Raw genomic sequence first — 766 nt, forward strand, 5'->3', positions numbered from 1 at the left:
GTTGTGTTTCATCGATTTGTTCGATGTTGGCGATAGTACGTTTGTCTTCTTGATTTAGAACTAGAGCATTAAACATAAGGTTCTCCGAGTGTGCGATAGCGCGGCAGGAATGCCACGAGCAGCAAGCCATTAACTGCCTGTAAGTGTATGCCTTCTTTATTTATGAATAAAATGAAACTTCATCATCTAATTTATGTGTTTTATGAATAAATTATAGGGTGCCTAATAAAAGAAAAGGCGACATAAGATGCCGCCTTAAGTGTAATACCAAATTTTGCTGGTATTGGTTGATACCTAACTGGTGATGTTAAGGGCTACGGGCGCTCAAAGACAGTAGCGATACCCTGACCAAGACCGATACACATGGTCGCAAGGCCGTATTTGGCGTCCTTGGCTTCCATTAGGTTGATAAGCGTTGTTGAGATACGTGCGCCAGAACAACCCAATGGGTGACCTAGAGCAATCGCGCCGCCATTCAGGTTCACTTTTTCGTCCATCACCTCAAGCAGACCTAGGTCTTTCGCACATGGCAGAGATTGCGCTGCAAACGCTTCGTTTAGCTCGACAACGTCCATATCTTCAATTGCAAGACCTGCACGTTTCAGCGCTTTTTGCGTTGCAGGTACAGGGCCGTAACCCATGATGGATGGATCGCAACCTGCGATCGCCATGCCTTTGATTCGTGCGCGAATCTTCAAACCAAGTTCATTGGCTTTCTCTTCGCTCATGATCAGCATTGCGGATGCACCATCAGATAAAGCGGAAG

General features: G+C 45.8%; 1 pseudogene. It reads right to left on the minus strand.

Annotated elements, in window-relative coordinates:
* Positions 1 to 314: 314 nt before the first annotated feature.
* Positions 315 to 766, minus strand: a pseudogene (gene fadA, locus R7044_RS25045) (acetyl-CoA C-acyltransferase); the annotation flags it as partial.

It is taken from the genome of Vibrio sp. 1402, assembly GCF_033340275.1.